The sequence below is a fragment of the Sphingomonas sp. SP2 genome, from assembly GCF_058313385.1.
Map to the genome: position 1 here is coordinate 413471 of NZ_JBZFLD010000002.1, position 21990 is coordinate 435460.

Annotated in this window: 22 protein-coding genes; 10 read left to right on the forward strand and 12 right to left on the reverse strand. The window is 68.5% G+C overall.

Translation table 11 applies throughout. The annotated features are described in order from the left end of the window. Positions 1-63: 63 nt before the first annotated feature. Both AC4GYU_RS12710 and AC4GYU_RS12715 read left to right on the forward strand, forming a co-directional pair. The gene (locus AC4GYU_RS12710; protein ID WP_491087318.1) at positions 64-792 is read left to right on the forward strand and encodes a DUF4136 domain-containing protein; all 729 of its coding nucleotides are present in this window, start codon (positions 64-66) and stop codon (positions 790-792) included. A gap of 84 nt (positions 793-876) precedes the next feature. Beyond that, positions 877-1341 carry a tRNA (cytidine(34)-2'-O)-methyltransferase gene (locus tag AC4GYU_RS12715; RefSeq protein WP_491087319.1) on the forward strand — a complete coding sequence of 155 codons (465 nt, stop codon included), beginning with the start codon at positions 877-879 and terminating at the stop codon, positions 1339-1341. Here the strand turns inward: AC4GYU_RS12715 and AC4GYU_RS12720 are convergent. The 4 genes from AC4GYU_RS12720 to mutM form a co-directional block, all read right to left on the reverse strand. Next, positions 1338-1613 (reverse strand): hypothetical protein, encoded by a 276-nt coding sequence (locus AC4GYU_RS12720; protein WP_491087320.1) that lies wholly within the window; start codon positions 1611-1613, stop codon positions 1338-1340. The genes AC4GYU_RS12715 and AC4GYU_RS12720 overlap by 4 nt on opposite strands. A 71-nt stretch (positions 1614-1684) precedes the next feature. Then, entirely contained in the window at positions 1685-3043 is a 1359-nt protein-coding gene (gene dnaA / locus AC4GYU_RS12725; protein ID WP_491087321.1) for a chromosomal replication initiator protein DnaA, read from the reverse strand. Positions 3044-3495: 452 nt separating this feature from the next. Beyond that, on the reverse strand, positions 3496-3759 hold the full coding sequence (gene rpsT, locus AC4GYU_RS12730; RefSeq protein WP_491087322.1) for a 30S ribosomal protein S20: 264 nt from the start codon (positions 3757-3759) through the stop codon (positions 3496-3498). A gap of 110 nt (positions 3760-3869) precedes the next feature. After that, a complete protein-coding gene (gene mutM / locus AC4GYU_RS12735; RefSeq protein ID WP_491087323.1) occupies positions 3870-4676 on the reverse strand; it encodes a bifunctional DNA-formamidopyrimidine glycosylase/DNA-(apurinic or apyrimidinic site) lyase in 807 nt (268 codons plus the stop codon). Between the two features lie 48 nt (positions 4677-4724). Between mutM and AC4GYU_RS12740 the strand changes: the two genes are divergently transcribed. Both AC4GYU_RS12740 and ubiB read left to right on the forward strand, forming a co-directional pair. After that, positions 4725-5456 (forward strand): class I SAM-dependent methyltransferase, encoded by a 732-nt coding sequence (locus AC4GYU_RS12740; protein ID WP_491087324.1) that lies wholly within the window; start codon positions 4725-4727, stop codon positions 5454-5456. Positions 5457-5568: 112 nt separating this feature from the next. Then, the gene (gene ubiB / locus AC4GYU_RS12745; protein ID WP_491087325.1) at positions 5569-7107 is read left to right on the forward strand and encodes a 2-polyprenylphenol 6-hydroxylase; all 1539 of its coding nucleotides are present in this window, start codon (positions 5569-5571) and stop codon (positions 7105-7107) included. On the opposite strand, the gene AC4GYU_RS12750 is transcribed toward ubiB, so the two are convergent. Genes AC4GYU_RS12750 through AC4GYU_RS12760 form a run of 3 tightly spaced genes read right to left on the reverse strand, consistent with a single transcriptional unit; the run spans position 7101 to position 10660 of the window. Further along, positions 7101-7652 (reverse strand): hypothetical protein, encoded by a 552-nt coding sequence (locus tag AC4GYU_RS12750; protein WP_491087326.1) that lies wholly within the window; start codon positions 7650-7652, stop codon positions 7101-7103. The genes ubiB and AC4GYU_RS12750 overlap by 7 nt on opposite strands. Positions 7653-7686: 34 nt before the next feature. Next, positions 7687-8298 carry a hypothetical protein gene (locus AC4GYU_RS12755; RefSeq protein WP_491087327.1) on the reverse strand — a complete coding sequence of 204 codons (612 nt, stop codon included), beginning with the start codon at positions 8296-8298 and terminating at the stop codon, positions 7687-7689. Between the two features lies 1 nt (position 8299). Then, positions 8300-10660 (reverse strand): DUF305 domain-containing protein, encoded by a 2361-nt coding sequence (locus AC4GYU_RS12760; protein ID WP_491087328.1) that lies wholly within the window; start codon positions 10658-10660, stop codon positions 8300-8302. Between the two features lie 126 nt (positions 10661-10786). On the opposite strand from AC4GYU_RS12760, the gene AC4GYU_RS12765 reads away from it, so the two are divergent. Further along, positions 10787-11215 (forward strand): hypothetical protein, encoded by a 429-nt coding sequence (locus AC4GYU_RS12765; RefSeq protein WP_491087329.1) that lies wholly within the window; start codon positions 10787-10789, stop codon positions 11213-11215. On the opposite strand, the gene yghU is transcribed toward AC4GYU_RS12765, so the two are convergent. After that, on the reverse strand, positions 11216-12046 hold the full coding sequence (gene yghU, locus AC4GYU_RS12770; protein WP_491087330.1) for a glutathione-dependent disulfide-bond oxidoreductase: 831 nt from the start codon (positions 12044-12046) through the stop codon (positions 11216-11218). 316 nt (positions 12047-12362) lie between these two features. On the opposite strand from yghU, the gene AC4GYU_RS12775 reads away from it, so the two are divergent. From AC4GYU_RS12775 to AC4GYU_RS12785, 3 genes are read left to right on the forward strand one after another with little or no spacing between them, the layout of a single operon-like run. After that, positions 12363-13625, forward strand: a complete 1263-nt coding sequence (locus AC4GYU_RS12775) for a bifunctional phosphopantothenoylcysteine decarboxylase/phosphopantothenate synthase (protein WP_491087331.1) — start codon at positions 12363-12365, stop codon at positions 13623-13625. Continuing rightward, positions 13622-14059: a dUTP diphosphatase gene (dut, locus tag AC4GYU_RS12780; protein ID WP_491087332.1), complete on the forward strand. Its 438-nt coding sequence runs from the start codon at positions 13622-13624 to the stop codon at positions 14057-14059. Before AC4GYU_RS12775 ends, dut begins: the two co-directional genes overlap by 4 nt. Next, entirely contained in the window at positions 13990-14829 is an 840-nt protein-coding gene (locus AC4GYU_RS12785; protein WP_491087333.1) for a HesA/MoeB/ThiF family protein, read from the forward strand. Before dut ends, AC4GYU_RS12785 begins: the two co-directional genes overlap by 70 nt. Here the strand turns inward: AC4GYU_RS12785 and topA are convergent. From topA to plsY, 3 genes are read right to left on the reverse strand one after another with little or no spacing between them, the layout of a single operon-like run. After that, positions 14792-17269, reverse strand: coding sequence for a type I DNA topoisomerase (topA, locus tag AC4GYU_RS12790; protein ID WP_491087334.1), 2478 nt, complete (start codon positions 17267-17269; stop codon positions 14792-14794). The two genes, AC4GYU_RS12785 and topA, sit on opposite strands and share 38 nt — an antisense overlap. Positions 17270-17322: 53 nt before the next feature. Further along, on the reverse strand, positions 17323-18426 hold the full coding sequence (gene dprA, locus AC4GYU_RS12795) for a DNA-processing protein DprA (RefSeq protein WP_491087335.1): 1104 nt from the start codon (positions 18424-18426) through the stop codon (positions 17323-17325). Beyond that, the gene (plsY, locus tag AC4GYU_RS12800) at positions 18423-19013 is read right to left on the reverse strand and encodes a glycerol-3-phosphate 1-O-acyltransferase PlsY (protein WP_491087336.1); all 591 of its coding nucleotides are present in this window, start codon (positions 19011-19013) and stop codon (positions 18423-18425) included. The genes dprA and plsY overlap by 4 nt, the downstream gene beginning before the upstream one ends. Before the next feature lie 60 nt (positions 19014-19073). On the opposite strand from plsY, the gene murI reads away from it, so the two are divergent. Both murI and hemA read left to right on the forward strand, forming a co-directional pair. After that, entirely contained in the window at positions 19074-19856 is a 783-nt protein-coding gene (gene murI / locus AC4GYU_RS12805) for a glutamate racemase (RefSeq protein WP_491087337.1), read from the forward strand. 74 nt (positions 19857-19930) lie between these two features. Then, a complete protein-coding gene (hemA, locus tag AC4GYU_RS12810) occupies positions 19931-21145 on the forward strand; it encodes a 5-aminolevulinate synthase (protein WP_491087338.1) in 1215 nt (404 codons plus the stop codon). Here hemA and AC4GYU_RS12815 read toward each other — a convergent pair. Further along, complete coding sequence (locus AC4GYU_RS12815) at positions 21142-21987, reverse strand: hypothetical protein (protein ID WP_491087339.1); 846 nt, start codon at positions 21985-21987, stop codon at positions 21142-21144. The two genes, hemA and AC4GYU_RS12815, sit on opposite strands and share 4 nt — an antisense overlap. Between the last annotated feature and the right edge of the window lie 3 nt (positions 21988-21990).

Genomic DNA, 21990 nt, shown 5'->3' on the forward strand with positions numbered 1-21990 from the left:
CAACTTCGTGCTATAACCCCCTCACTTAACGGGACTTTCCCCCGACTCGAGGGTTTGCCGATCATGACGTTCCTCAAGAAGATTGCCGCCGCCGCGCTTGTGGGCGCCGCGTCGGTCGGCCTGTCAGGCTGTGCCACCGGCCTTCCGGCCAAGGTCACCCGCTTCCAGGCCATGCCCGCCCCGCAGGGCCAGAGCTTCTATGTCGTTCCGGGCGAAGGCCAGGCCCGCGGCGGCGGCCTCGAATGGAGCCGCTATGCCGAAATGGTCGCGCAGCAGATGCAGGCGCAGGGTTATTCCCGCGCCGCCAGCCCGCAGGCCGCGACCATGATCGTCCAGCTCGGCTATGACGTCGACAAGGGCACCCAGCGGCTCGTGGTCAACGACTTCGGCGCGCCGGGCTATGATCCCTTCTACGACGGTTTCTACCGGCCCTACGGCCGCTACGGCAGCCGCTTCGACAGCGCATTCGGCGTCTATTACGGCCGCCCCTATTACAGCCGCTTCGGCTATTATGGCGGGCTCCGCTCGCCTTATTACTACGGCTGGGACGATCCCTTCTGGTACGGCGGGCCGAGCGTTCGTCAGTATACCGAATATCGCTCCGAACTCGACCTCGACATCCGTCGCCGGGCCGACAACCAGCAATTGTTCGATGGACGCGCCCAGGCGCGCTCGACCACCGACAATACGCAGGTGCTCGTCCCCAACCTGATCCAGGCGATGTTCACCGGCTTCCCGGGTCGCAATGGCGAGACGGTCAAGATCACGGTCCCGGCCCAGAAGAAGGGCTGATCCGTCAGCGGTTGAAGGAACAGCCCGTCCGGAGCGATCCGGGCGGGCTTTTCTTTGTCGCTCCACCGCGCCACGCAGCGCACCATGCGCATCGCCCTCTACCAACCCGAAATCGCCGGCAATGTCGGCGCCGTCCTTCGTCTTGGCGCCTGCATGGGGGTCGCGGTCGACCTCATCGAGCCGATGGGCTTCGGCTGGGACGATGCCCGGGTCCGTCGCACCGCCATGGACTATATCGATCATGTCGCGGTGACCCGGCACGCGGGCTTCGAGGCCTTCCTCGAGACGATCGGCGAGGCCCGCCTGATCCTCTTCACGACCCGCGCGACCGTCTCGTCCTACGCGCTCTCCTATCGCCCCGACGACATCCTGCTGTTCGGCAAGGAAAGCGCCGGGGTCCCCGATGATGTCCGGGCGACCGTCCAGGAGCAGGTCCGAATCCCCCTTCGCCCCGAGGTGCGCTCGCTCAACCTCGCCACCAGCGCCGCGCTCGCCCTCGGCGAGGCGCTGCGGCAGACCGGCAGCCTCCCTCCCCTCGCCCCGCGCTAGACGGCGCGGCGGGCGTAGCCGACCGCCTTCATCAGGAGGCACAGCAGCGGGACCACCGGAATGGTCACGAACATGCAGAGGATCAGCATCCAGCCGAACGTCTCCTCGAGACCGTGCGGCCCCGACGTCGCCACGAACAGCAAGCCGTACAGGATGAGATAGGCGAGCCCGATCTGTCGCCACGAGGCGCGCACTACCAATTTCGCAAGCAGGACCGGCCCGACGAGGAAGACCCCCGCGAAGATCGCCAGCGTCTCGATGTCGTTGTTCACAAGCGCCCCCGGGAGAACCGAGGCGCCTGTCTAGCGAACCACTCTTACCAAAGCGCTTAATGCGCCGCCGCTCAGCCCTCGAGCTGGCGGGTCAGCAGCCGGATCGCCGCGTCGATGTCGGGATCGCTCGCGCGGAGCTTCTCGATCTGGCGGACGGCGTGGATCACCGTCGTATGGTCGCGCCCGCCGAAGCGGCGGCCGATGTCGGGCAGCGACTTGGGCGTCAGCTGCTTGGACAGGTACATGGCGACCTGGCGCGGACGGGCGACCTCCCGGGCGCGACGCGCCGACACCATCTCGGCCTTGCGGATGCAATAATGCTCGGCGACGCGGGTCTGGATCTCGTCGATGCTGATCCGGCGCTGGTTGGCGCGGAGCACGTTCGCCAGCACTTCCTCGACAAAGGCGAGGTCGATCACCTTGCCGGTCATCAGCGCATAAGCGGCGATGCGATTGAGCGCGCCTTCGAGCTCGCGGATCGAGTTGGTCAGGCGCCGCGCGAGGAAGTCGACCACATTGTCGGGCATCGAGACGCCCGGCAGCAGCGCCAGCTTGGCGACGAGGATGTTGTAGCGAAGCTCGAGGTCGGCGGCGTTGATGTCCGCGACGAGGCCCCAGCTCAGGCGCGAGAGGATACGCGGGGCGATCCCGTCGAGGTCCTGCGGCGCGCGGTCCGAGGTGATCACCAGCCGCTTACCGGCGTTGATGATCTCGTTCATCGTGTGGAAGAATTCTTCCTGCGTCGATTCCTTGCCGGCGATGAACTGGACGTCGTCGATCAGCAGGAGGTCGGCGCTGCGCAGCCGCTGCTTGAAGCCGATCGTGTCGTTCTCGCGGATCGCGCGGACGAACTCGACCATGAACTTTTCGGCGCTCATCATCACGACCTGCGCCTGCGGATTGAGCGCGAGGAAGCGCTGGCCGAGCGCGTGCAGCAGGTGGGTCTTGCCCCGCCCGGTGCCGCCATGGAGGAAGAGCGGGTTGAAGGTCACGGTCGCCGCTTCGGCGAGGGTCCGGGCCGCGGTCGCCGCGACTTCGTTGGCCTTGCCGATGACGAAGCTCTCGAAGCTGTAGCGCGGGTCGAACGCCGGGCGCGGGTGCACGGTGGCGGTGGCGACCGGCTCGGCCGCGACCGGCTCTTCCTCGAGGATCAGGAGCGGCGCGGGCTTGGGGCCGCCTTCGCAGGCGACGATGCGGACTTCGCGCACCACCGGCAGGGTCGAGCGCCAGGCCAGCTGGAGCCGCTCGCCGAAGTGGCTGCGGACCCAGTCGGCCATGAACTGGCTCGGCATGACCAGCTCGAGGCTGCCGCTGTCGGGATCGAAGTCGCCGAGCTCCGCCGGCTTCAGCCAGCCGTCGAAGGTGCGCGCGCCGCAGTCACGGCGAAGACCAGTACGGATCGCGGACCAGGCAGCGCCCAGCGGCGACATGTCCGACGGCAGCGCCGCCTCTGCATGCAAGCCCGCCTCGCTCTGTCCCAATCCCGTCCCAACACCAGTCACTTCGCCCCGAGCCTCCGTCTTTTCCGCGCCGACTTACCCGCGTGCCCCAGGCACAGAAGGTCGCTCGCCTCGACTTCCGAGTCGACGCGTCCTTCTTCTGCCTCGCGTGGATCCCCCCAGTGGAATCACTGCCGGAGGGGTTTTTTGGAGCAAGCATGGGGCCGATGCCAAGCGGCTTTTTTCACGAGAGTGAAATAATCCCGCTTGACAGGACCCTGTAGAGACAAAGCGCCGTTACCGGCGGTTTTCTGCCGTTTTCCGCCTTCCTGTTAACCGCACCCCTGTGCGAATCGCGGGATTCAAAGGGTTTTTTGCGGACAACGAAAAAGGCCGCCGGATTCGCATCCGACGGCCTTCCCGAAACTGGACAGTTTTGCGTGTCAGCCGAGCGACGACACCCGCTTGGTCAGGCGCGAGAACTTGCGCGAAGCGGTGTTCTTGTGAAGCACGCCGCGGGCAACGCCGCGGGCCAGCTCGGGCTGCGCCGCCTTGAGGGCGTCGGCCGCAGCGCTCTTGTCGCCAGCCAGCAGCGCCGATTCGACCGCCTTGATGAAGGTCCGGATGCGGCTGACACGCGCCCCGTTGATCTCGGTGCGACGAGCGTTGCGACGGATGCGCTTCTTGGCTTGCGGCGTGTTCGCCATGGCTGACCTGAATTCCCTAGGCTGTCTAAATGAAAAGCGGCGCGAAAGCCTGATGGCTCGCACCGGTTGGCGGTTCCCCTATACGAGGTGCCTCTGCCGGTCAACTCGTCTCAGCGCTGGCAGGCCGGGCAATACCAGGTCGAGCGCCCGCCCTGCGCGAATCGCCGGACCTTGCCGCCGCACGGACAATCCTCGCCTTCCCGGTCGTAGACCGAGAAGCTCTTGCTGAAATAGCCAAGCTCCCCGTCGGGCTGGGCATAGTCGCGCAGGGTCGATCCCCCGGCCGCGATCGCTTCCTCGAGCACCGCATGGATCGCAGGCACGAGCTTCTCGAGCCGCGCCCGGCTGACCCGTCCGCCGGCGCGCTTGGGATTGATGCCGGCCCGGAACAGCGCCTCGCAGACGTAGATGTTGCCGAGCCCGGCGACGATTCGCTGGTCGAGCAGCAGGAGCTTGATTGCCGCGCTCCGTCCCTCCAGCCGCCGCTCCAGTTCACGCGCAGTAAGGTCGAACGGCTCGGGCCCGAGCTCGGCAAAGGCCGGCCAGCGGTCGAGCGCGTCGGTCGGCACGAGATCGACACTGCCGAATCGCCTCGGGTCGTTGAGCGCCAGCCGGTGCCCGTCGTCGGTGTCGAGCAGCAGATGGTCGTGAAGCTCGATTTCCGACGGATCGATCCGCCACCGCCCGCTCATGCCGAGGTGGAAGATCATCGTGTCGCCGCGGTCGGTATGGACCAGCCCATATTTCGCCTGCCGCCCGAGTCCGGTCACGACCGCCCCCGTCAACCGCTGGCCGAGATCTTGCGGAAACGCCCGCCGCAGGTCCGCCCGCCGTGCCTCGACGCGGGTCAGCCGGCGGCGGAGAAGCACCTTCTCCAGCCCGCGCACGGTGGTCTCGACTTCGGGAAGCTCGGGCATGCTGTGGGCCATATGGCGCGGGCGGGCGCGTCCCGCTAGAGCGCCCCCATGAGCGACTTCGTGCAATTCGGTGACCAGCGCGTCAGCCCCGAGGAAAAGACCCGCAAGGTCGGCGAGGTCTTCTCCTCCGTCGCCCGCCGCTACGACCTGATGAACGACCTGATGAGCGGCGGCATGCACCGCCTGTGGAAGGATCGCTTCGTCAACCGGCTGAAGCCCCAGCCCCACGAGCATGTCCTCGACATGGCCGGCGGCACCGGCGACATCGCCTTCCGCATCGCCGCCCGCGGCGCCCGGGTCACCGTCAGCGACATCAATCCCGACATGCTCGGGGTCGGCGAGGAGCGCGCCGAGAAGAAGGGCATCGAAGGGCTGACCTGGTCGGTCCAGAACGCCGAGACCCTCTCCTTTTCCGACCGCAGCTTCGATGCCTACACCATCGCCTTCGGGATCCGGAACGTCACCGACATCCCCAAGGCCCTGCGCGAGGCCCACCGGGTCCTCAACTATGGCGGGCGCCTGTTCGTGCTCGAATTCTCGACCAGCGACTGGCCGGGCTTCGGCGAGGCCTATGACCTGTGGGCCGACAAGGCGATCCCCAAGATCGGCAAGGCCGTCACCAACGACGAGGCGAGCTACCGCTACCTCGTCGAAAGCATCCGTCGCTTCCCCAAGCCCTACGACTTCGAGAAGATGATCGCCGACGCCGGCTTCATCCGCACCCGCACCGAAACGCTGATGGGCGGCCTCGTCTGCATCTGGTCGGGGTGGAAGGCATGATCCAGCTCTTCTCCCCTCCCGCTTGCGGGAGGGGCCGGGGGAGGGCCTGTGGGCAACATCCCCTCCCCTCCGCCGCTTCGCGGCTCCTCCCCTCCCGCAGGCGGGAGGGGTTGTGACCTCCTCCGTCACCCACGTCCTTCGCCTGCTGCGCTGGGGCCGGACCCTCGCGCGCTACGGTGCGCTTCAGGGAGTCGAGCGCGATCCCCTGACCCCGCCATTCGCGCGCCGCCTTGTCCGCCTCGCCCGGTTCGGCCTGCGCCAGCCCGCGGTTCCCGATTATGCCGCCGCGCTCCAGCAGCTCGGCCCCGCGGCGATCAAGCTCGGCCAGGCACTCGCCACCCGCCCCGACCTCGTCGGCGAGGAAGCCGCGCACAATCTCTTCGCGCTTCAGGATTCGCTTCCGCCCGCGCCCTTTCCCCTGATCCGCAAGGCGATCGAGCAGGCGCTCGAAGCCCCGCTCGAAACGCTTTTCAGCAGCTTCGAGGAAATGCCCGTCGGCGCGGCCTCGATCGCGCAGGTCCACCGCGCGGTCACCACCGAAGGCCGCGAGGTCGCGGTCAAGGTGCTCCGCCCGGGCATCGAGGAGACCTTCGCCGAAGCGCTCGAAACCTATGAATGGGCCGCCGCCCATCTCGAAGCGCATGCCGGCGACGAGGCGCGGCGCCTCCGCCCCAAGACCGTCATCGCCCATTTCCGCCAGTGGACCCGGCGCGAGCTCGACCTTCAGCGCGAGGCCGCCTCGGCAAGCGAGCTCAAGGAGAATATGGTCGCCGAGGACGGCTTCTACGTTCCCGAGATCGACTGGCGCCGAACCGCCCGACGCGTGCTCACCCTCGAATGGCTCGACGGAATCAAGCTGTCCAAGCGCGACGAGCTCATCGCCGCCGGCCACAATCCCCGCGCACTCGCCGGGATCCTCGTCCGCGCCTTCCTTCGCCAGGCGGTGATCGACGGTTTCTTCCACGCCGATCTCCACCAGGGCAATCTCTTCGCGCTCCCTGACGGCCGCCTCGCCGCGATCGACTTCGGGATCATGGGCCGGATCGACCGCCGCGCCCGGCTGTGGCTGGCCGAAATCCTCTACGGCCTCATCACCGGCAATTACGCCCGCGTCGCCGAAATCCATTTCGAAGCCCAATATGTCCCGGCCCACCACAATTCGGACGAGTTCGCGACCGCGCTGCGGGCCGTGGGCGAGCCGATCCGTGGCCTCCCGGTCAAGGACATCAGCGTCGGCCGGATGCTCGAGGGCCTCTTCTCGATCACCCGCGACTTCGACATGCCCGTCCAGCCGCACCTCCTGCTGCTGCAGAAGACGATGGTCATGGAAGAAGGAGTCGCGACCTTCCTCGATCCCGACATCAACATGTGGGAGCAGGCCGAGCCCTTCCTCAAGGAATGGATCCGCTCGGAGCTCGGGCCCGAAGCCTATGCCGCCGACCGCATCGTCCATGTCACCCGGGCGCTGAAAAAGCTGCCCGACCTCATCGACCGCATCGACCATTATTTCCCGGCCCCCGGCGGCGCCCCGCCAGCGCTCCCCGAGGTCAAGGTCGACGTGAAGAAGCTTCCCGCGATCCGCTTCCGTGACGTGATCGTGGCGGTCGCCGCCGCGCTTGCCGGCGGTGCCGCGGTACTGCTGCTTCAGTAACGAATCCCGCGGCGCCGCTCGTCGGCTACCGCCGCGCGCGCCCGCGGCTCGGTCATGCCCGCCGCGACCAGTTGGCGGATCCGGACTTTCTCCTTCGCTGGCCGCGCCTTCTCATAATCCGCGTCCCGGCGAAGGCTCGCGGCAAGGTCGGGATCGGGCCGATAGGGCAAGTCGCCGACCCAGAGGCCGCCATTGCCGTCGAGCCGGAAGGCGTTGACCCGGGCGCTTTTGCCCACGTCGATCCGATAGATCACCCCGGGTCGGAGCGGCCTCGGTGCGACGAGCTGCTCGGCGTTCGCCGGCTTGGCGCCATAGGCAAGCGGCAGGCTGATCGTCTGCCCTTTGCGGGCATGGACGCGCCACATCCATTGTTCGCCCTGCCAGACTTCGACCTCATCGACCTCGAGGGTCTTGCGCTGGGGGATCAGGAACCACCGCCAGCTCCGCTCCGACCAGAAGACCAGCCGACCTTCGCGGACAACGAGGTCGAGCGGCAACGGCGGCAGCGAACAGCTTCCGGCCGACAGGAGCAGCAGTGCCGCCACTACCCTGCCGGTGCGATACCGCGGGAGTACGCGCTTACTTTCCGACCGCCGGATCATCGCCGTCGACCGCATAGGCCGTGCTGCTGACGCCGGAGGAAACCGGTGGCCGTCCTCGCGCTCGATCTTCCTCTTCGCGCATCAGGACCATGGCCGCTTGCTGCATCGTCAACCCGCGCTTGAGCAGTTCGGCTAGGCGCCGACCCCGCGCCTCGCTGGCCGCCGCCTCCTCGGGATTGTCGAGCTCCGCGTCCTGCCCGACCCTGATCTCGCGCCCGTCGGCACTCACCTGGAAGGGGAGGCCGACCCCGTGACCGATGGCGGCGACATAACGGATGCCGGGCCGCAGCGGCCGCGCCGGAACGAGCTCCTTCGCCCCGGCCGGAACGATCCCGTAGGTCACGGGCAGCATGATGTCGGTGCCGGGCCGGGGCTCGACCCGCCACATCCATGTCTTTCCGCTCCACACTTCGATGGCATGGGCCCGGAAGGCAGGGCGATGCGGAATGATGAACCAGCGCATCTCGCGCTTGGTCCAGATCACGACCCGTCCGTCGCGAGCGACCAGGTCGAGCGGATAGCCCCGGCTGCAGCTTCCGAGCAGGAGCAGGAGCAGCGCTGCCGCCGCCCCTGCCCTCGCCCTTTTCACCTCAGCGCCCGATCCGGACCAGCACGTCCTTCAGCGCCGCGACGCGCTTGGCCGCGATCGGGTCGGCCGGAGCGACCAGGCCGCTCGCCAGCGCACGCAGCTGCTGCGGCTGGGGACGGGCGAGCCCGGCCCGGAGCGCCGCGATCTGCTGCGCCGGGAGGCTCGCGCTCCGCTCGAGCTGGTCGACATAGGCCGCGGCCACGACCGGCACCGCCGGCCAGCTGACCGGCGCCTGGTCCTGCGGGTTGAAGCGGCCGTTCGGATATTGCGCCAGCGCCGCAGCGGCGATCTCGTTGGCGGTCATCTGCGGGCCGGGCTTGAGCGCGAAGACGTCGAGCCCGCGCGCGATCTCGGTCCCGTAGACCCGGCCCTTGTAATAATAGGCCGACCAGTAGCCGCCCATCACCAGCTCGTCCTTGTAGACGGGCCCGCGGTCGAAATAGCCGATTTCGGTCGGGCGGCTCGAATCGGTGAAGTCGCTGATCGAGATGCCGCCCTGGTACCAGGCCTGGACGAACAGGTCGCGGCCCGGGACCGGGATGATCGACCCGTTGTGCGCGACGCAATTCTCCTGCTCGCTCTGTGCCGCCGGCAGCTTGTAGTGGTTGCGGAAGCGAAGCTTGCCGTTGTCGATGTCGTAGATGGCGTCCGCGCCCCAGTTGCGGGGATCGCTGACGAGGCAGCGCGGACGACCGCCGCCGCCCCACTCGTCGGTGAAGATCACCTTGGTGCCGTCGTTGTTGAAGGTCGCCGAATGCCAGTAGGCGAAGGTCGGGTCGACCACCTGGTCGATCCGCTTCGGCCGCGCCGGGTTGCTGATGTCGAGCAGGATGCCGTTGCCCGAGCAGGCGCCCGCCGCCAGCTTGCGCGACGGGAAGACGGTGATGTCGTGGCACTGGTCGGTGCGGTTGGTTTCCTGCGTCCCGTCGCCATGGTCGCCGCCCGACCACAGGCCCGAGATGCTCCCCGTCGCGGGGTCGCCGAAGACGCGCGGCTTGTCGATGATCCGCGCCGCCGCCGGATTGGCGAGCGGGATTTCGATCACGTCGATCGAGAAGAGCGCCGACTGCTGCGAACCCGGATCGCTGACGCAGGTCGGATTCTCCTTGCTCGAGCGGACCTGCGCGGTGCCCGAGACATAGACGATCACCCGCTCGCGGTCCTCGCTCACCACCGAATGGGTGTGGCTCCCGCGGCAGGTCTGTACCCCGCCGACCTGGCGCGGCTGGGCCGGGTTGCTGATGTCGAAGATGCGGATCCCGCGGAAGCGCTCGGGGCTGGCGACGTCCTGCACGCCCTGGCGGCCGCAATCGACCCGCCCGCGCCCCTGCTCGACGCTCATGATGAGGAGGTTGCCGACGAGGCTGAGGTCGCCCTGCCCGCCCGGGCAGATGACCGAGCTGACCAAGGCCGGCGCGCCGCCCTGCGGGTTCACCCGGTAGAGGTTGAAGCCATGATAGTTGCCGGTCGCGAGCAGGTCGCCCTGGAACGCCATGTCGGTCTGGGCGAAGCTCAGCAGCGGCGAGCGGCCGGCGCCTTCCGGCTCCTTCTGCCCCGGCTTCAGCAGCGCCTTGGGCGGCAGGTCATAGGGATTACGCGGATCGAAGAAGCCGGTCGGCTTGGGCAGTGAGGCGAGCAAAGTCATGCCGCTGATCGCGGAGCCGGCATTGCTGGTTCCGGCCTTCAGCCCCGTGCGCGGATCCTCGGCGATGGTGCCGAGCAGCGCGCTCATCCGCTTGATCTCTTCCTTCTGCTCCTTGACCAGGTCGACCACGAAGGCGTTGAGCCCCGGGTCGGCCGCGGTCCCGCCGCGCTGGAGCAGCTCGTCCGCCATCCGGATCGCGCCCTGGTGGTGAGTGATCATCCGGGCGAGGAACTGGCGCTCGAAGTCGATCCCCTTGGCCGCCGCCAGCGCCTGCATCTGCGCCGGGGTCGCCATCCCCATCTGGGTCATCATCGTCGCGTCATGCATCATGTGCATGGCGTGCGGGCTCTCGCTCGCCTGGCCGCGATCGCTGAGCCACTTCTTCATCCAGCTGACTTCGTCGGCCTGGGTGGCGTCGATGCGCTTGGCCATGGTCAGGATCTCGGGCCGGTTGGTCCGGGTCGGGACCAGCGCGGTCATCTGCGTCGCCTGCGCATGGTGCGGGATCATGTCCTGCAGGAAGCGCACATCGTAGGACGAATAGCTGGTGTCGGCGATCCGGCTCGCCGTGGCCGCGTCGATCTGCCGCGAGGGTTGGCCGGGCGCGCCCGGCTGCACGATCGGCGCGCTCTGCGCCAGCGCGACCGCGGCGCTGCAGCCGGCGGTCAGGAGAAGCATCTTCACGCCGCGAACCGTGGTCGTCATCCGATCAGTCATTATCTCGTCAACCCTCGCCTGATGTCTCGATGACACAGGCGTAGCAGCCTCCCGGCGCGGTTCAACCGGGCCTCGCTTGCGACCAGCCGCTCCCCGCCCCATCTCCCGTATCCTGAAGGGGGAAGAGTGATGCTGGTCCTGGCCTATGCGATCCTTGCGCTGCTGGTCTTCGTTCCCGAAATTCCGCTCAGCCGGGCCCTCCACCACATGCTCGTGGCCGAGCCGGTCCGCCTCATCGGATCGCTCGACCGGACCCGGCTGATTTTTCTCGGCATCCTCCTGCTCCTCGCGGTCGCAGGGGCCGAAGTGGTGCTGATGCTCGGCTCGGCCGAGGCCGTCACCGCCTTCGCCTGGCAGGCAGCGGTCTATGCCGATGCGGTGACGGTGACGTTCGTCGCAGGCGCGGTCGCCAGGGTCCGCGCCCTCCTTCCGTGGCTCAGGCGGCGCCCCGCCACCGGCCCGCGCCCGTGCAAGGCCCGTCGCCGGCGCCGTACCGCGACCCCGCAGGACCGGGCCGCCAACGACGACGACCCGGCCCCGGCGCTGGCCGCCTGACTAGAGCCCGAGCGGCGCGAAGTCCGCGGCCGAGTGGCGCTCGCGAAGCTGGACGTCGCCGCGCGTCAGGTTGACCACCCGTCCGCGCTTGACCGCCGGCCGCGTATCGACCTGCTCGGCCCAGCGCATGAGGTTCGTATAGCCGGCGGCATCGAGGAATTCGTTCGCGCCTTCGTAGGTCCGGCCGAGCGCCACCCCGCCATACCAGGGCCAGATGGCGATGTCGGCGATGCTATATTCGTCGCCCGCCACATATTCGCTGGTCGCAAGCTTGCGATCGAGCACGTCGAGCTGCCGCTTCACCTCCATCGTGTAGCGGTCGATCGCATATTCGACCTTGTGCGGGGCGTAGGCGAAGAAGTGGCCGAAACCCCCGCCGAGGATCGGGGCCGAACCCATCTGCCAGAACAGCCAGCTCAGCGTCTCGGTCCGGCTGGTGCCGAGGAAGGCCCCGAACTTCTCGGCGAGGTGGAGGAGGATCGCGCCGCTCTCGAACACACGCACCGGCTCGGTCCCGCTGCGGTCGACCAGCGCCGGGATCTTGCTGTTGGGATTGATGTCGACGAACCCGCTGGAGAATTGATTGCCCTCCATGATGTCGATCAGCCAGGCGTCATATTCGGCCTCCGCGAACCCGGCGGCGAGCAATTCCTCGAACAGGATCGTCACCTTCTGCCCGTTCGGCGTGCCGAGACTGTAGAGCTGGAAGGGATGCGCGCCGAGCGGCAGCTCCTTGTCGTGGGTCGCGCCCGAGATCGGCCGGTTGATCGCCGCGAAGCGCCCTTCGGCGGGCTTGGGGGTCCAGACCTTGGGCGGAACGTAATCGCTCATCGGGAAAGCCTCTCCTGTCGTTTCGGCCGCGACATGGGTCGCCGTGCTGGCCAACCAAGAGGGCACGCCCATGTTCCTGCCTAGCAAAGTAGGATTTCGTCTGGCATCGCGATGCGGTCATGGAGCCCAGCCTTTCCCTCCTGCCGCCGCAACGCCCGGCGCCGGCCGCACCGCGGCTCGCACACGCCGCCGGTCGCCGGGGGAATCCGGTCGCCGCGTCGACCCCGCCCTATGTCAACTTCGTCAACTTCGGCGCCCGCGGCGGGCCCGCCCTATGTCAACTTCGTCAACTTCGCCGCGACGGGGCGAACGGCTGATGGCCCGCATCCTGCTCATCGTCGGGGGTGGGATCGCCGCCTTCAAGGCCGCCGAACTGATTCGGCTTGCCCGTCGCCAAGGCCATGAGGTCACCCCGGTCCTCACCGGCGGAGGCGCGCATTTCGTCACGCCCATGACCCTCGCGGCCCTGGCCGAAAGCCCGGTCTACACCTCGCTCTGGGACCTCAAGGACGAGACCGAGATGGGGCATATCCAATTGTCCCGCGCCGCCGACATCCTGCTCGTCTGCCCCGCCACCGCCGACCTTCTTGCCAAGATGGCCGCGGGCATCGCCGACGACCTCGCCACCACCCTCCTCCTCGCCACCGACAAGCCGGTCTTCGCCGCCCCCGCGATGAATGTCCGAATGTGGCTCCACGAGGCGACGCAAGCCAATGTCGCCACCCTTCGGCAACGCGGAGTCACCGTGATCGAGCCGACCGAGGGCGCGATGGCCTGCGGCGAATATGGTCCCGGCCGCCTCCCCGAACCGGCGGAGATCCTTGCGCAGATCAGCCCCTCCCCTTCAGGGGAGGTGCCGCCGCAGGCGGCGGAGGGGTCTGTCCCCGCACCGCCATCCATTCGGACCCCTCCGGCGCTTCGCGCCACCTCCCCTGAAGGGAAGGAGCGGCTGGCCGGCCGCCACATCCTCGTCACCGCTGGCCCGACGCACGAGCCGATCGATCCCGTCCGAGTGATCGCCAACCGCTCCTCGGGCCGCCAGGGCTTCGCCATCGCCGCCGCAGCCGCCGCCGCCGGCGCGCGGGTCACGCTCGTCGCCGGCCCCGTCGCCCTTCCCACCCCAGGCGGGGTCGCCCGGATCGACGTCGAGACCGCCGAGGAGATGCTCGCCGCGGTCGAAGCCGCGCTTCCCGCCGATGCCGCGATCCTCGTCGCCGCGGTCGCCGACTGGAAGGTCGAGGCGAGCCCGGTGAAGCTCAAGAAGTCGGCCGGCCCGCCCGATCTCCGCTTCGCCCCCAATCCCGACATCCTTGCGACCCTCGGATCGCATCCGGACCGCCCGCGCCTGCTGGTCGGCTTCGCCGCCGAGACCGACGACCTGCTCGCCAATGCCGCAGGCAAGCGCACCGCCAAGAAGTCCGACTGGATCGTCGCCAACGACGTCTCGGGCGACGTGATGGGCGGGACCGACAACCATCTTCACCTCGTCACCGCCACCGGCATCGAGGATCTCGGCGCGGGCCCGAAGGACATGCTCGCCCGCTCGCTCGTCGCCCGCCTTGCTCAGGAACTTTCATGATTCCCATCCAGATTGCCCGCCTGCCCCACGGGGAAGGCCTGCCGCTTCCCGCTTATGCGACCGCCCATGCCGCAGGCATGGACGTGGTCGCGGCCGAGGACCTCGACCTCCAGCCGGGGCAGCGCCACGCCGTCGCGACCGGCTTCCGGATCGCCATTCCACACGGCTATGAGGTCCAGGTCCGGCCGCGCTCGGGCCTCGCGCTCAAGCATGGCATCACCGTCCCCAACACGCCGGGGACGATCGACAGCGACTATCGCGGCGAACTCAAGGTCATCATGATCAATCATGGCGACCAGCCCTTCCCGGTCCGCCGCGGCGAGCGCATCGCGCAGCTCGTACCCGCCGCGGTGACCCAGGCCTCTTGGCAGGAAGTCGACGAACTCGACGAGACTGCCCGCGGCGAAGGCGGTTTCGGGAGCACCGGACGCTGACCGACGAGGAACTGACCCGCTACGCCCGGCAGATCGTCCTGCCCGAGCTTGGCGGCACCGGACAGCAGCGCCTCAAGGCCTCCTCGGTCGCGGTGATTGGCGCCGGGGGCATCGGCGCGGCGGTGATCCCGACCCTGGCCGGCGCGGGGGTCGGCAAGATCACCATCGTCGATCCCGACCTCGCCGACCTGTCCAATCTCCACCGCCAGCCCATCTACCGCTCGCGCGATGCGGGCGAGCCCAAGGCCGCGCTCGCGGGCCAGTTCGTGCGGCGGCTCAATCCGTTCGTCGAGGTCGACCCGATCGAGCGGCGGATTGAGCCCGGCAATGCCGCGGCCCTGCTCTCCGGCCACGACCTCGTGATCGACGGGACCGACAATTTCGCGACCCGGCTCGCGGTCAGCGACGCCTGCGTCGGCCTCGGCCTCCCGCTCCTCAGTGCCGCCGCCGCCCAGTGGCAGGGGCAGGTCGGGCTGTTCCGGGGCAAGCCCTGCTATCGCTGCTTCGTCGGCGACGCCTTCGATGCCGACGATTGCGACAATTGCGCCGAGCTCGGTGTCACCGGCGCGCTGACCGGGCTGGCCGGGAACCTCGCCGCGCTGATTGCGATCCGGCTCCTGACGCAGGCGGGCGAGGACCCCGCCGGAATCCTCCACCTCATCGACGGCCTCGCCGGGACCCAGCGCCCGATCCGCATTCCTGCCGATCCGGGCTGCCGGGCCTGCGGCGGCGCTACGCCGTCTTCTTCTTCGCCGGCGCCTTCTTCTTAGGCGCGGCCTTGCGCTTGCCCTTGGCCGGTCCCTTGGCGGCCTTGGCATCGATCAGCGCCACCGCCTCGTCGAGGGTCAGGGCCTTGGGATCGGTGGCCTTGGGCAGGGTCGCATGAACGGTGCCGTCGCTGACATAGGGACCGAACCGGCCCTCGAGCACCTTGAGCTCCTTGGCCGTCTCGGGATGGGTCCCGAGCACCGCCAGCGGCTCCCGGCTCGCGCCCCGTCCCTTGCCCCCGCCCGCCGCGGCATCGGCAAGCTTGGCGACCGCCGCGTTCATCCCCGTCTCGAACACCTCGGCGGTGTTCGAGAGGCGGGCATATTTGCCTTGGTGCACCAGATAGGGCCCATAGCGCCCGATCGACGCCGAGATCATCTCGCCCGTCTCGGGATGCGGCCCGATCTCGCGCGGCAGGCTCAGCAGCTTCTTCGCCCAGTCGAGGTCGATCGATACATCCTTGGGGATCGAAGCGCGCTTTTCGCCCTGCTCGACATACGGGCCGAAGCGACCGCTCTTCAGGAGAATGCCCTCGCCAAGGTCGGCCGGCTCCCCGCTCGACGCCGCGGCGTCGCCGCCCTGCCCGAACTTCCGGGTGAACTTACAGTCGGGATAGTTGGAGCAGGCAACGAACGCCCCGAACTTGCCGCCGCGAAGCGCCAGCCGGCCGGTGCCGCAGAGCGGGCAGGTCCGCGGATCAGAGCCGTCACCCTTGTCGGGGAACAGCCAGGGCGAGAGGAATTCGTCGAGTGCCGCCGTCACTTCGGACGGCTTCTGCTCCATCACCTCGCCCGCCTTGGGCTTGAAGTCGCGCCAGAAGGCCTCGAGCAGCTTTAGCCACTCGAGCCGCCCGCCCGACACGTCGTCCAGCTCCTCCTCGAGCTCGGCGGTATAGTCGTAGCTGACGTACTTCTCGAAGAAGCGCTCGAGAAAGGCCGTCACCAGCCGCCCGCTCTCCTCGGGGATGAAGCGCTGCTTCTCGAGCCGCACATATTCGCGGTCCTTGAGCGTCTGGAGGGTCGCCGCATAGGTCGACGGCCGGCCGATGCCGAGCTCTTCCAGCCGCTTGACCAGGCTCGCTTCCGAGTAACGCGGCGGCGGCTGGGTGAAGCTCTGCACAGCATCGACGCCGAGCTTGTCGGGCCGGTCACCCTTGGCGAGGTGCGGCATCTTGGCCGAATCCTCGTCGTCACCCTTTTCGTCGCGGCCTTCCTCGTACAGCGCGAGGAAGCCCGGGAAGAGCGTCACCTGGCCGGTGGCGCGAAGCCGGGCGCGATCGCTCGCAAGCTCGACCGTCGTGCGCTCGAGCCGGGCCGAGGCCATCTGGCTGGCGAGCGCGCGATTCAAGACCAGCTCGTAGAGGCGCGCATGATCGCCGCTGCCGGCCTTCTCTCGAGAGAAGTCGGTCGGCCGGATCGCCTCGTGCGCTTCCTGCGCATTCTTGGCCTTGCTCGAATATTGGCGCGGCTTGTCCGGAAGATGCGATGCCCCGAAGCGGTCGGCGACGGCTTTGCGCGCGGCGCTGATCGCCTCGCCCGCCATCTGCACGCCGTCGGTCCGCATGTAGGTGATCAGCCCGTCCTCGTAGAGCTGCTGCGCGATCCGCATGGTGTGGCTCGCGGCAAAGCCCAGCTTGCGCGCGGCTTCCTGCTGCAGAGTCGAGGTGGTGAAGGGCGGCGGGGGGTTGCGGGTGAAGGGCTTGGTCTCGACCGAGGCGACCGCGAAGTGGCCGGCCTCGACCGCCTTCTTCGCCTCGGTCGCCGAACCCTTGTCGCCGAGCGAGAGCTTGTCGAGCTTCTTGCCATCGAGTTCGACAAGACGCGCGGTGAATTCCTGGCCGGTCGCGGCGAAGCGCGCGGTCACGGTCCAATATTCCTGCGCGACGAAGCGCTCGATCTCGGCCTCGCGGTCGACGATCAGGCGGAGCGCGACCGACTGGACGCGGCCCGCGCTCTTGGCGCCGGGAAGCTTGCGCCACAGGATTGGCGACAGGGTGAAGCCGACCAGATAATCGAGCGCGCGGCGGGCGCGATAGGCGTCGATCAGGTCGTTATCGAGGCCGCGGGGCGCCGCCATCGCGTCGAGCACAGCATTCTTGGTGATCGCGTTGAAGGTGACGCGCTGGACGTCCTTGGGCAGCGCCTTGCGCTTCTTCAGCAGCTCCTGGACGTGCCAGCTGATCGCCTCGCCCTCGCGATCGGGATCGGTCGCGAGGATGAGCGTGTCTGAGGCCTTGGCGGCATCGGCGATCGCCTTCACCTGCTTGGCCTTGTCGCCATAGACCTCCCAGTCCATCGCAAAATCCTGATCCGGGTCGACCGAGCCGTCCTTGGGCGGCAGGTCGCGGACGTGGCCGTAGGAGGCCAGCACCTTGTGGCCAGGCCCCAGATACTTCTCGATGGTTTTCGCCTTGGCCGGCGATTCGACGACGACCAGCTTCACTTTGCTTTTCCCTCACGCATACGCACGAGGGTGATGGGCCCCGATGGCCCCCGTCAACCCATCCGCAGGCTGACCTTGCCGCCGGCGTGGCGATCGAGGCGGCCCGCGAGGTCGAGTTCGAGGAGGACGAGCTGGACGGCGCCGGTGTCGAGGCCGGACAGGCGGACCAGCTCATCGACCGGGGCCGGCGACGGTCCGAGCAATTCCTCGACCGCCGCCCGGGCCGTCGCGTCCGGCTCTGACGGATCGGCGGAAAGCGATGCATCGGCATGGTCGAAGAGGTCGCGACCCGAGCGCACGCCGCCGAGGCCCGGACGCAGCGCCTCGATCACGTCGGCGGCATTCTGGATGAGCGTCGCGCCGTCGCGGATCAGATCGTTGCAGCCTTGGGCGCGCGGATCGAGTGGGCTTCCGGGGACCGCCATCACCTCACGGCCCATCTCGGCGGCGAGCCGGGCGGTGATCAGCGACCCCGAGCGCGGCGCCGCCTCGACCACGACGGTCCCGGTCGACACGCCGGCGATGATCCGGTTGCGATAGGGAAAGTGCCGGGCACGGGGCTCGGTCCCCGGCGGCATTTCGGCAAGCACCAGCCCGCGCTCGGCGACGGCTTTCTGCAGCCGCTCGTTCTCGGGCGGATAGAAGATGTCGAGCCCGCCGGCGATTACCCCGATCGTGCCGGTCTCGAGCGCCCCTTCATGCGCGGCGGCATCGATCCCGCGGGCAAGGCCCGACACCACCACCTGCCCTTCACGGCCGAGCTCATGAGCGAGGCTGCGGGCGAAGCGGCAGGCCGCGGCACTCGCGTTGCGGGCGCCGACCATCGCCACCAGCGGCCGGTCGAGCAGGGTGACGTCGCCAAGCGCGGTCAGCAGCGGGGGCGCATCGTCCGCCTCGGCGAGGAGCGCCGGATAGAGCCCCTGGCCCGATACGAGATAACGACCGCCGAGCCGGCGCACGCGATCAATCTCCCTCCTGGCGCTGTCCTCGCTGCAGACGGCCGGGAGGCGACCGCCGCCGCGGGCCGCGAGATCGGGAATGGCATGAAGCGCCGCCTCGGCCGAGTCGAAGCGGGCCATCAACTGGCGGCAGGTGATCGGACCGATGCTCGGGGTCCGGATGAGGCGGACCCGGGCGAGGAGGTCCGCGTCGCTCACTGGCGGGAGCGTCCGACCCGGGGTTCGGTCCCGGCCAGCAGCCGCGCGATATTCTCCTTGTGCTTCCACACGATCAGCAGCGCGAAACCGGCCAGCATCAGCACGAGCTCGGGGCGCCCCATCAGCGAGGCGGCGATGGGCGCGCTGACCGCGGCGGTCATGCCGGCGACCGAGCTGATCCGGACGATCAGCAGAAGCCCGATCCAGACAGCGGCATAGATGGCGCCGATCGGCCAGGCGAGGCCGAGGAGGATGCCGAGCAGGGTCGCGACCCCCTTGCCGCCCTTGAACCGGAGCCAGACGGGATAGAGGTGCCCGACGAGCGCCCCGGTGGCGGCATAGCGGCCGCTGCCCGGCCAGAGCTGCTCCGCCAGCAGCACTGCCGCCGTTCCCTTCAGCGCATCGAGGAGGAGGGTCGCCGCGGCGAGGCCCTTCGACCCGGTCCGGAGCACGTTGGTCGCGCCGATATTGCCCGACCCGATCTCGCGAATGTCGCCGCGCCCGGTCAGCCGGGTGAGGACGAGGCCGAAGGGGATCGAACCGAGGAGGTAGCCGAGGAGAAGGGGAAGCAGGAGCTGGAACGTCATCGTGGGGCGAAGGCTAGTGGCCATTGCGCGACCGCGCAACGACCGCCACAAGCGCGCGCCATGGAAGCCGCCGACGCGCCCCTCCTCTTCTTCGATTCCGGGGTCGGCGGACTGTCGGTACTGGGCCCGACCCGGGCGCTGCTGCCGACGGCGCCGATCGTCTATGTCGCCGACAGCGCGGCCTTCCCCTACGGAACCCGCTCGGAGGCGGAGATTGCGGCGCGGGTGCCGGCCCTGCTCGGACGGCTGACCGAACGATTCCGCCCGCGGCTCGCGGTCATCGCCTGCAATACCGCCTCGACGATCGCCCTCCCCTTCGTCCGCGCCGCGCTCGACATTCCGGTGGTCGGAACCGTGCCCGCGATCAAGCCGGCGGCGGCGATGTCGAAGAGCCGGGTGATCGGGGTCCTCGGCACGCCGGCCACCGTCCGCCAGCCCTATGTCGACGATCTCGCTGCCCGCTTCGCCGCCGACTGCACCGTGCTCCGCCACGGCTCGGCCGAACTCGTCGCTTTGGCCGAAGCGAAACTTGGGGGCGAGGCGATCGCTCCCGCGGACGTGGCGGCCGCGGTCGCGCCGCTGACCGGCCAGGGCATGGACGTGGTGGTGCTCGCCTGCACCCACTTCCCCCTGCTCGCCGACGAGCTCGCCGTTGCCCTGCCGGGCGTGGCGCAGATCGACGGCGGTCCTGGTATCGCCCGGCGGATCGCCCACCTCACTGAAGGCCAGCCCTGGCCGAGCGTCGCGCCGCGCGGGATCGCGGTGTTCACGGGGGGTGGACCGAATGTCCCATTGGCCCGCGCATTGACCGCCCTTAATCTGGACGACCTAAGGCATGTATGACTTGCGAGTCGTTTGCATTGGCCTTGATCGCCTAGATTGATTACAGGCGCGATCGAGCAAGAGGCTTCAAAGCGTTGGACTATTCATCCGTATTCCAGGCAGCGATCGACCGGCTGCACGATGAGGGCCGCTATCGGGTCTTCATCGACATCCTGCGCAACAAGGGATCCTTCCCCAACGCGCGCTGCTTCGCGGGACATAACGGCCCCAAGCCGATCACCGTCTGGTGCTCGAACGATTATCTCGGAATGGGCCAGCACGAGGCCGTCGTCGCGGCGATGGAAGAAGCGCTGCACGACGTCGGCGCCGGCTCGGGCGGCACCCGCAACATCGGCGGCAACACCCATTATCACGTCGACCTCGAGGCCGAACTCGCCGACCTTCACGGCAAGGAAGCCGCGCTGCTCTTCACCTCGGGCTACGTTTCGAACGAGGCGGCGCTGTCGACGCTCGGCAAGCTCCTGCCCGGCTGCATCATCTTCTCGGACGAGCTCAACCACGCGTCGATGATCGCGGGGATCAAGAATTCGGGCTGCGAGAAGCAGATCTTCCGCCACAACGACCTCGCCCACCTCGAGGAACTGCTGGCGGCGGCCGATCCCGACACGCCCAAGCTGATCGCCTTCGAGAGCGTCTATTCGATGGATGGCGACGTCGCCCCGATCGGTGCGATCTGCGACCTTGCCGAGCGCTACGGCGCGCTGACCTATCTCGACGAAGTCCACGCGGTCGGCATGTACGGCGCGCGTGGCGGCGGCATTTCGGAACGCGACGCGGTCGCGCACCGGGTGACGATCATCGAGGGGACGCTGGGCAAGGCGTTCGGCGTGATGGGCGGCTATATCGCGGCCGACCAGAATATCGTCGACTGCATCCGCTCCTATGCGCCGGGCTTCATCTTCACGACCTCGCTGTCGCCGGTGCTGGTCGCCGGCGCACTCGCCAGCGTCCGGCACCTCAAGGCGAGCGACGCCGAGCGGACCGGCCAGCAGACCGCCGCCGCGATGCTGAAGCGCAAGTTCGCCGATGCCGGCCTGCCAGTGATGGAAACGGTGACGCACATCGTGCCGCTGCTGGTCGGCTGTCCGGTCAAGGCCAAGACGATCAGCGACATCCTCCTCGCCGAATATGGCCTCTACGTGCAGCCGATCAATTTCCCGACCGTGCCGCGGGGCACCGAGCGGCTGCGCTTCACCCCGGGGCCGTGGCACGACGAGGCGATGCAGGACGAACTCACCGGCGCCTTGGTCGAGATCTGGAGCCGCCTCGAGATGCGCGAAGCCGCCTAGCCGAGGTTTCCGCCGGGGCGGGGCCGGCATCGGCCAGCAGTCACCCGGTCGAAGGGGTCGGCAGACGTCACGGCGCGCATGAAGGCGCCGTTCGAACCCGCATAGCCGCGGTATCGCGTGACTGTGCCGCCCTCCTCCACCGCAAGCCAGGCGACGTCCTCGACATAGCTTCGCCCGCCGCTCCGGGAGACGAGTGGCGAGAGGTTGAGCCAATTGGTCGCGGGGCGGGCCTTGCCGTTGCCGGCGAAGGTCAGCGCGCACCACGGACGGCCGGCCGCAACTTCCATGGCGACGCCCTGCTGCTGTCGCGCCGTTAGCACGGCCTTGCCGACGAGGAGCAGGAAGGCGCCTGCCGAGAGGGCGAGGAAGGCGAAGGCGCCACCGAGAACCGGTCTCGAGCCCCGCCATTTCCTGAATGCCAGCACGGCGCCCGCGCACAGGCTCGCCGCGATGACAATCGTCGCCAGATGCACCGCGAGCGCTGGAGCTGCCCCCGCCAGCCGGTTCGCCAGCCAGTGGAAGAAGGAGACAGCCGCCAGAATGGCGACCGGCACGTGCCAGTCGGCCCAAAGCAGGAGGGTCGGGCGCTCCTTTTCGATGTCGCGAAAGGCGCGCACGAAGGCGATGATCAGCAGCGGAATGAGGATCCACAAAAGCAGGCCCTCGGCGAGGCCGCCGAACATCCCCTGGTCGTACCAGGGAATGTTGCGCTCGCCGATCAGGAGGAGGCCCCCGCCAAGCGTCACCCATGCCGCGACCGGGCGCCAGAAGGGCGACGGCAAGGCCGCGACCATCACTGCCGGAAAGAAGAGGATCGCGAAGAACAGGAGGCCGTAGATCATGCC

Bases quoted from the DNA above. Each gene is read 5' to 3' on its own strand.
- AC4GYU_RS12710 (WP_491087318.1), top strand. From the start codon at position 64: ATGACGTTCCTCAAGAAGATTGCCGCCGCCGCGCTTGTGGGCGCCGCG.
- AC4GYU_RS12715 (WP_491087319.1), top strand. From the start codon at position 877: ATGCGCATCGCCCTCTACCAACCCGAAATCGCCGGCAATGTCGGCGCC.
- dnaA (WP_491087321.1), bottom strand. From the start codon at position 3,043: ATGTCGCCGCTGGGCGCTGCCTGGTCCGCGATCCGTACTGGTCTTCGC.
- rpsT (WP_491087322.1), bottom strand. From the start codon at position 3,759: ATGGCGAACACGCCGCAAGCCAAGAAGCGCATCCGTCGCAACGCTCGT.
- mutM (WP_491087323.1), bottom strand. From the start codon at position 4,676: ATGCCCGAGCTTCCCGAAGTCGAGACCACCGTGCGCGGGCTGGAGAAG.
- AC4GYU_RS12740 (WP_491087324.1), top strand. From the start codon at position 4,725: ATGAGCGACTTCGTGCAATTCGGTGACCAGCGCGTCAGCCCCGAGGAA.
- AC4GYU_RS12760 (WP_491087328.1), bottom strand. From the start codon at position 10,660: ATGACTGATCGGATGACGACCACGGTTCGCGGCGTGAAGATGCTTCTC.
- yghU (WP_491087330.1), bottom strand. From the start codon at position 12,046: ATGAGCGATTACGTTCCGCCCAAGGTCTGGACCCCCAAGCCCGCCGAA.
- AC4GYU_RS12775 (WP_491087331.1), top strand. From the start codon at position 12,363: ATGGCCCGCATCCTGCTCATCGTCGGGGGTGGGATCGCCGCCTTCAAG.
- dut (WP_491087332.1), top strand. From the start codon at position 13,622: ATGATTCCCATCCAGATTGCCCGCCTGCCCCACGGGGAAGGCCTGCCG.
- plsY (WP_491087336.1), bottom strand. From the start codon at position 19,013: ATGACGTTCCAGCTCCTGCTTCCCCTTCTCCTCGGCTACCTCCTCGGT.
- murI (WP_491087337.1), top strand. From the start codon at position 19,074: ATGGAAGCCGCCGACGCGCCCCTCCTCTTCTTCGATTCCGGGGTCGGC.
- AC4GYU_RS12815 (WP_491087339.1), bottom strand. From the start codon at position 21,987: ATGATCTACGGCCTCCTGTTCTTCGCGATCCTCTTCTTTCCGGCAGTG.